Source organism: Methanospirillum sp., from assembly GCF_035560735.1.
Taxonomy (GTDB): Archaea; Halobacteriota; Methanomicrobia; order Methanomicrobiales; family Methanospirillaceae; genus Methanospirillum.
In genome coordinates this window covers 1-6,637 of sequence record NZ_DATMYY010000295.1, presented here as the reverse complement: position 1 = coordinate 6,637, position 6,637 = coordinate 1, and the positions used below count along the sequence as shown (strand labels likewise).

General features: G+C 45.2%; 9 protein-coding genes. 4 read left to right on the top strand and 5 right to left on the bottom strand.

The features are described from left to right. Nucleotides 1-596: cobalamin B12-binding domain-containing protein (locus VN429_RS08610; RefSeq protein ID WP_325632167.1), on the top strand; the 596-nt coding region annotated here is incomplete at its 5' end. Between the two features lie 6 nt (nucleotides 597-602). Further along, nucleotides 603-1,859, top strand: coding sequence for a uroporphyrinogen decarboxylase family protein (locus tag VN429_RS08605; protein ID WP_325632165.1), 1,257 nt, complete (start codon nucleotides 603-605; stop codon nucleotides 1,857-1,859). A gap of 94 nt (nucleotides 1,860-1,953) precedes the next feature. On the opposite strand, the gene VN429_RS08600 is transcribed toward VN429_RS08605, so the two are convergent. The 4 genes from VN429_RS08600 to VN429_RS08585 all read right to left on the bottom strand — a co-directional run bounded on the left by VN429_RS08600 (nucleotide 1,954) and on the right by VN429_RS08585 (nucleotide 4,553). Further along, complete coding sequence (locus VN429_RS08600) at nucleotides 1,954-2,502, bottom strand: hypothetical protein (RefSeq protein WP_325632162.1); 549 nt, start codon at nucleotides 2,500-2,502, stop codon at nucleotides 1,954-1,956. Between the two features lie 122 nt (nucleotides 2,503-2,624). After that, the gene (locus tag VN429_RS08595; protein ID WP_325632160.1) at nucleotides 2,625-3,560 is read right to left on the bottom strand and encodes a DUF7544 domain-containing protein; all 936 of its coding nucleotides are present in this window, start codon (nucleotides 3,558-3,560) and stop codon (nucleotides 2,625-2,627) included. After that, complete coding sequence (locus VN429_RS08590; RefSeq protein WP_325632158.1) at nucleotides 3,550-4,293, bottom strand: endonuclease III domain-containing protein; 744 nt, start codon at nucleotides 4,291-4,293, stop codon at nucleotides 3,550-3,552. The genes VN429_RS08595 and VN429_RS08590 overlap by 11 nt, the downstream gene beginning before the upstream one ends. A 23-nt stretch (nucleotides 4,294-4,316) precedes the next feature. Next, a complete protein-coding gene (locus VN429_RS08585; RefSeq protein WP_325632156.1) occupies nucleotides 4,317-4,553 on the bottom strand; it encodes a hypothetical protein in 237 nt (78 codons plus the stop codon). Nucleotides 4,554-4,733: 180 nt separating this feature from the next. Here VN429_RS08585 and VN429_RS08580 point away from each other — a divergent pair, with 180 nt between their 5' ends. Then, nucleotides 4,734-5,486, top strand: a complete 753-nt coding sequence (locus VN429_RS08580; protein ID WP_325632154.1) for a coenzyme F420-0:L-glutamate ligase — start codon at nucleotides 4,734-4,736, stop codon at nucleotides 5,484-5,486. Here the strand turns inward: VN429_RS08580 and VN429_RS08575 are convergent. Then, a complete protein-coding gene (locus tag VN429_RS08575; RefSeq protein WP_325632152.1) occupies nucleotides 5,483-5,644 on the bottom strand; it encodes a preprotein translocase subunit Sec61beta in 162 nt (53 codons plus the stop codon). The two genes, VN429_RS08580 and VN429_RS08575, sit on opposite strands and share 4 nt — an antisense overlap. A gap of 52 nt (nucleotides 5,645-5,696) precedes the next feature. Between VN429_RS08575 and VN429_RS08570 the strand changes: the two genes are divergently transcribed. Then, a partial coding sequence (locus VN429_RS08570; RefSeq protein WP_325632150.1) for an amidohydrolase family protein occupies nucleotides 5,697-6,637 on the top strand: 941 nt, incomplete at its 3' end.

Below are 6,637 nucleotides of genomic sequence, written 5' to 3'. Positions count from 1 at the left end.
ATCTTGATGAGATAAAATGTATAGACCTCCTTAATCAGCGAATCGCTGCAAAGGAAAATCCTATGAATATCCTCGAAGATGTTCGGAAATCAACAGATATTGTTGGCAAAAGATTCGAGGAAGGCCGGTATTTTGTTTCAGATCTGATGATGGCTGGTGAAATCCTTTCCCAGATTATGGTGGTATTAAAACCTCTCTTTGGAGAACATAAAATTGCCAGTAAAGGTTTGATCGTAGTCGGAACTGTGCAGGGGGATGTACATGATATCGGGAAAAATATTGTTGCTGCCCTTCTTGAAGCCGAAGGTTTTGATGTCGTGGATATTGGTGTGGATCAACCACCAGAGGAATTTGTAAAAGCCATCAACGAACATCATCCGAAGGTCGTGAGTTTGAGTGGGCTTTTAACTGAGGCTATAGAATCGATGAAAACTACCATCGAAGCAATCAAGGCAGCCGGGCTCAGAGACCCGGTAAAGATCGTTATTGGTGGTGGAAGATGTGATGAAGAGGCTCGGGAATATACCACGGCCGATGCATGGGCTGATGATGCCGCGGTTGGTGTAAGGAAGATCAAAGAACTGGCAGGAGTGTGATTGGCAATGGGTGGTACTGAAATTTACCATGAAAAACTGAACCGGTTAGAAAATGTCATTTATGGGAAAGAACCAGACAGGGTTCCAATCACCGCGATGATGTCTCTTTTCCATGCCCGGTATGCAGGCTATACTGCAAAGGATATATATTTTGATTATGCCAAGAACCATGATGCTGCCGTAAAAACTGCAAAAGACTTTGATTTTGATTCTCTATTGATATTGAACGGGCTTGAAGGCACCAATATGTCACTGACATTCATGAAAAATGCCCCTGAACTCGCATCCGGTGCCCGTTTCATACTTGCTACCTATCATGCCATTTTGAATGATGTATATACCAAATGGCCTGGGTCAGAGCTTGATGATAATGCCCATCCACAGTTTCTTGGCAAAGAGATCATGAAACAGGATGAATATGATCAGTTTATTGCAAATCCTGCCGATTTTCTCAACCGCGTTGCATTACCCCGGACCTGTTCAGCACTTCGTGATCCAAGTTCACCTGAAGCTAACGCTGCGATGCTGAAATTCGGAGCTGAGATTGGAAAGGCCGGGGCTGCACAGGGAGCACTCATCGGAGAACTTGGAAGAATGGGAATTCCTACCTTCCCTACTGCCTGGAGTTATGCACCTCTCGATGTGATGAGTGACTTTCTGCGTGATATAAAAAATATCGTGCTTGATATGTACCGCAAGCCCGATTATGTAAAGCGGTCGGCAGATGCACTTGTCCCTCTTCTCACAGAATCTGCAAAACTTACCGGGAATGTCCCGCCTGAAGTAAAAAAAGCCCTTGGAACAAACATTGTTGAATGTTTCTTCCCATTGCATCTGAATGAATATCTTAATCCAAAGATGTACGATGAGTTCTATTGGCCATCCTTAAAGGCAGTCCTTCTTGAAGTTATAAAAATGGGACAGACACCATACATCCTCTTTGAAGGTCGGCACGATGCTCATCTTGAGACCCTGCTTGAACTTCCCAAAGGCAAAGTGGTTGGTGTCTTTGATAAAACAGATCCCCGAAAGGTCAGAGAGATTCTTGATGATCAGATTATTCTTGTTTCCGGTCCGCCAAACTCACTCCTCATAGGAAGCAATCCACAAAAGATCGACGATTATATGAAATCAATGCTAGATGACTGTAAATCTGGAGGAATGATGATTTACCCTGGTGTTGATGGTGGAATTTCGGGAGATGCAAGACCTGAAAATGTTCAGGCATTGATTCAAGCGGTAAAAAAATATGGGGCATACTGATACAACATATTCTGTTTGCGGTATGATTTTACCACAAACAAACCTATTTTGACGTACCTGCTCAATTCATTTTTCGGACAGAATACAAAGTGAATTAAAGGTTAGGCCAATTGTGCATATCTTCCGGAGTATCAACTTTACTTTCGTAATGGAAATCTTTCTGTATAGTTCTGATATACCCGTTTGCACTGGTGTGGTCTTTCAGCGAGATCTCTGCTGATACATTGGTGTCATTGCCTCTGGCTTCCATCAGGTGAGCTCCAATATCAATACTCACTCCTCCAAGTGCATATTGGTTTAGAAGTGGATCTCCTGCAGGGGTAGAACTCTGAACATCAGTTGCTTCGTTTGGGTTTTCAGTACCGCTGTACATCCCCTGATTACTTCCCTGAAAATTTTGTATTGAATCTGCTGAACCCGCCTCTGTTGTATCTCCCGTCTCGTTGGATTCGACGGATGTATTAAGATTTTTTTCCTGATAGGAACTGACATTCACAGAACCATTGATGGAATTATTGGTTGAATTCAAAGAGAGATTCACACCTGATGTTGATGTGTTCCCATCAGCAGATGTACTTCCAATCAATGCAGCACCGAAGATACCGATGATTAGGAGTGATATGAGTATTGGGCGGGTATCCATGATATTACACCTTTTGACCTGAACAGCATGCAGGTCGCTGTTCACACATTGGCAGGCACCATATGAAGATTTTGTGGTGTTTACCATTTTCTGGTGTTTCATTCAAGATGGTTTGAATTCATTCATGGAAGAAGGTTGTAGTCAGGGTCGAGGTCACGGAGCACTGCCAGCGAATAGTATCTGAAGAAGGTGATCACCGGAACCAGAAGAAAGAGGGAGATGAGAATCATTGCCCCGGTTCCGGCTCCAAACATAACAATTCCTGAATTGCCTTGGTCTGGTGTGAGTCCGGCTCCAATAGATATAGCCATATTAATGAGCCCAAGGGGGATGCTAATCAGGAAGATGACAATACCCAGGATTATCCCTGTAACAAAGATGAGCAGGATTTTAAGGCCTGTGTAGATGCCGGCCTCCCTCCATCGCCCTGAAAAGAGTCTGATGATCCTCTTCCATCCAGATATAATTCCAGAATCATCGACAATCATCACCGGAACAACGAAATCAGCAGTCAGAATGGCAATCACCCATACCGGGATGAGCACGATGAGCGATGCTAGCAAGGTCTCGATGAGCAGGATCATGAATCTCATAAGATCAAAATACCCTCCCTGCATGCCGGGAATAAGAATTTGGATCATCAGAAAGAGCATGGTAATAAGAATAACCAGAAGAAGAACCAGATAAAACCCGACGAGCCTGATCCCCTTTCCCCACCGCAGCCGTAATGTTCTGGTGAGCTGGATATTTCCCGATGATAGACAGTCCACAAAGATAAACTGGAGCACCGAACTGATAACCACATATATGACTCCTGCCACCACTATCCCTGCAAAAAGTGTCATCAGGAGATCCATATAACCTGCGAATGCAGCCGGGCTGGAAATATCTACAGTTCTTGATAATGTTGTATCAGTTTTAAGTGGATTTATCACAACTCCACCGAGAAAGAGTGCAATTATCGCAAGCCGTATCCAGACTCCGGGGTGTGGAGGCCAAAGCAGGTTCCATGTCCTGGTTAATGCCTCATCGATGACTGTTGTTACATCAGGTCTCATTTTTTCTTCTGCATTTTTGGATATTGTGGTCAACAGTGATGATATACCTGCACCGGAGCCGATCCTCCATGTCCCGGAGTGGGCAGGAATTACATTGAGGTTTGGTCTTGCAGATGGAATTTCCCAGGTACACGATCTGGGCATGAAAATCATTGAACAGGGCAGAATCTGGTTTTAGTCTCGAGATAAAATAGTCCTGCATCTGCTGGTATGGTTCATCTGCAGCAAACCATCCGAGCCTTGAGCCTATCCTCCTGGTGTATGCATCAACAACAAAGATCGGTTTGTTACAAGCATAAAGCAGGATAGAGTCAACAGTTTCAGGTCCGAATCCCTTGAGGTCAAGGAGGAGCCTGCGGAGGATATGGGTATCCTCCCGGTTCATCTGGTCGATGTTTCCATTATACTGATCTAAAAAGAACCTGGCAAATATCTGCAGTCGTTCTGCTTTCTGATTATAATATCGTGAAGATTTGATAAGTGCGGCGATGGTTTCAGGAGAACTCGAGAGAATTTGTCTGGGATTTAGAAGTCCTTCATCTTTTAGTGCCTGAACTGCCTGAGATGCACCATTCCATGAGACATTCTGAGCAAGAACGGCACCAACTATAGTCTCAAACCATCCTTCTGCAGGCCACCATCCACGCTCGCCAAACGAAGAAAGAAGAGTTTGATAATACACACAGAGATCCTCTCCTGATATTTTCCGCAATTGCTCTGCTCTAGTTTCCATCTATACACCGGCTACGAAGATCCTCAAGACCAGCCTGATTGTCTCTCCCATGCTGCATACCTTTGGCGCAGCATGTGCAGTTCGTCTTCGGTGAGGTCTTTTCCATGTCGCCGGGCAAAAATTTTGGCCAGTTGTTCTGCAATATTCTCTGCAACTGCCCGCTCGCGGCAGGTAACATACACTCTGGTCCCTTCTAGAGCAGTGGTCACGCCACATACCGGGCAGAGCATATGATGCCGGTAATCGGGCGCAGTCATCATATGTGAGCAACCCCCGCACCTGATCACCAGAAACATGGTTTGAACCTTAGATCTCCAGTTCCTGATGAATCTTCCGGATACTTCATAGCATGACTTAGGGAATAATGTTCCACCTCTAAAATCTGCAAACCAAATTGATATATGAGATTACTACAGCATCCCCTAAGAACAGGCATATTTATGGATTCTTCAATTTCTGTAACCGGCCTTCGAGGATTACCTCTCATAAAAAAAGGGGACGACATTGCAGTATTGATCTGCAACGCTGTCACGCTTTTAGACGGTGACATACTCTGCATAGCCACCACGATCGTCTCCAAAGCAAATGGTTACTCACGGCTACTTGAAGAAGTTATTCCGGGAGAGCAGGCATGCTCCATTGCATCAGTTACCGGTGAAGATCCCAGATTTCTCCAGGTGGTTCTCGATCAGGCTGTTGATGTTGTTATCGAGACTCCATTCACGCTGACAGCTCTTCCCTGTGGGCATGTAGGGGTCAGGTCAGGGGTTGATGCAAGTAATGTCGAACATGGTTATGCTGTCTATCTCCCTCCTGACCCAATGGGTGAGGCTTCTCGCCTAGCTGAAAGAATTCGTGAAATATCCGGAGTTTCTTGCAGGGTTATCCTGACTGATACCTGTGGTCGAGCATTCAGACGTGGGCAGACCGGCCATGCAATTGGATGGAGCGGGATGACTGCCATAAGAGACTTCAGGGGTGATACCGATCTCTTTGGAAAAGTACTTGAGATTACAGAAGAAGCAGTGATCGATGAGATAGCCGGATTCTCAAACTTTGTTATGGGTGAGAGTAATAATGGTGTTCCTGTTGTTCTATTCAGAGGCTGCCCTGCATGGACTGGCCATGATGAAATGTACTTCACAAAGCAGGAGGACATCATCAGACGTTCACTCCAAAAAGAAAAGTGTTAGAATTTGATCAGGTTAGCAGCGAAGATGATAACTGCAATACCAACTGCAACACCAAGCACTACATAGGGGCTGATATGGACTGCCCGCCGGTCTTCACTGTCGTAATAATTGACGAGACCGGCAGAAGATATAAGTCTTCCACCCGCTTTCTTTGCCATACGTATAATTCGACGACTGATTATTTAAAAGGAGGTTTAGGGGTCTTCATTGATGGATGAGAGGTTCTATAGTGGAATGGCAATCCTTGGCGAGCCACTTGCTGCACATCCTGTTACCGTTGTTGTCAGGAATGGTATAATCGATAAGATAGAGGATGAGAAGCGTGTCCCAGATCGATGGATCTGTCCGGCATTCTTTAATGCACATACTCATCTTGCTGACACAGTCGCTATGGATCTTCCCTGTTCAGGCGATCTTGAGTCTCTTGTTACCCCTCCAAGTGGTCTCAAACACAGGATTCTGGCAAAAACTCCTCCGGATCTTCTTACTAGTGGTATGAAAAGTTCTGTCAGATCCATGGTTCGTTGTGGTACTGCAGGATTTGTTGATTTCAGGGAGGGAGGTACAGCAGGAGTATCACTCCTCCGGGAGGCATGCAAAGATCTCCCATGTCGGCCAGTTATCCTTGGTCGGGAAGGTGGTGAAAGAATTAGTGATGGCGTCGGTATCAGTAGTGCCCGGGATATCAACTCATATGCAGAAATCGTCAGCCGGATGAAACGTGATGGAAAACTGGTAGCCTTTCATGCCGGTGAAAAAGATGGCAGTGATATCGATGCTGCCCTTGCCTGTGAACCTGACCTTTTAGTTCATTGTACCCATGCGGCACCCTCCCAGATAAGAGCAATTGCGGATGCAGGGATACCTATAGTTATCTGTCCGCGGTCAAACTTTCTTCTCAATGTAACTGGTTCAGCGGATCACCCCCCGGTATATGAGATGTATAAGCAGGGTATTCGGATCCTTATCGGCACGGATAATGTCATGTTTGTTCAACCTGACATTATGCAGGAGATTTCCTTTGCTCATACCATCTATCAAATCCCCCCGGCAGATCTTCTTCAAGCAGCCACAACTGGTTTTGATGCTGCGGGAATAAATCACTCAATAAAGGAAGGAAATCCAGCAAATTTTAATATTTTTGATATTTC

Bases quoted from the DNA above. Each gene is read 5' to 3' on its own strand.
- VN429_RS08605 (WP_325632165.1), top strand. From the start codon at position 603: ATGGGTGGTACTGAAATTTACCATGAAAAACTGAACCGGTTAGAAAAT.
- VN429_RS08600 (WP_325632162.1), bottom strand. From the start codon at position 2,502: ATGGATACCCGCCCAATACTCATATCACTCCTAATCATCGGTATCTTC.
- VN429_RS08595 (WP_325632160.1), bottom strand. From the start codon at position 3,560: ATGAGACCTGATGTAACAACAGTCATCGATGAGGCATTAACCAGGACA.
- VN429_RS08590 (WP_325632158.1), bottom strand. From the start codon at position 4,293: ATGGAAACTAGAGCAGAGCAATTGCGGAAAATATCAGGAGAGGATCTC.
- VN429_RS08585 (WP_325632156.1), bottom strand. From the start codon at position 4,553: ATGATGACTGCGCCCGATTACCGGCATCATATGCTCTGCCCGGTATGT.
- VN429_RS08580 (WP_325632154.1), top strand. From the start codon at position 4,734: ATGGATTCTTCAATTTCTGTAACCGGCCTTCGAGGATTACCTCTCATA.
- VN429_RS08575 (WP_325632152.1), bottom strand. From the start codon at position 5,644: ATGGCAAAGAAAGCGGGTGGAAGACTTATATCTTCTGCCGGTCTCGTC.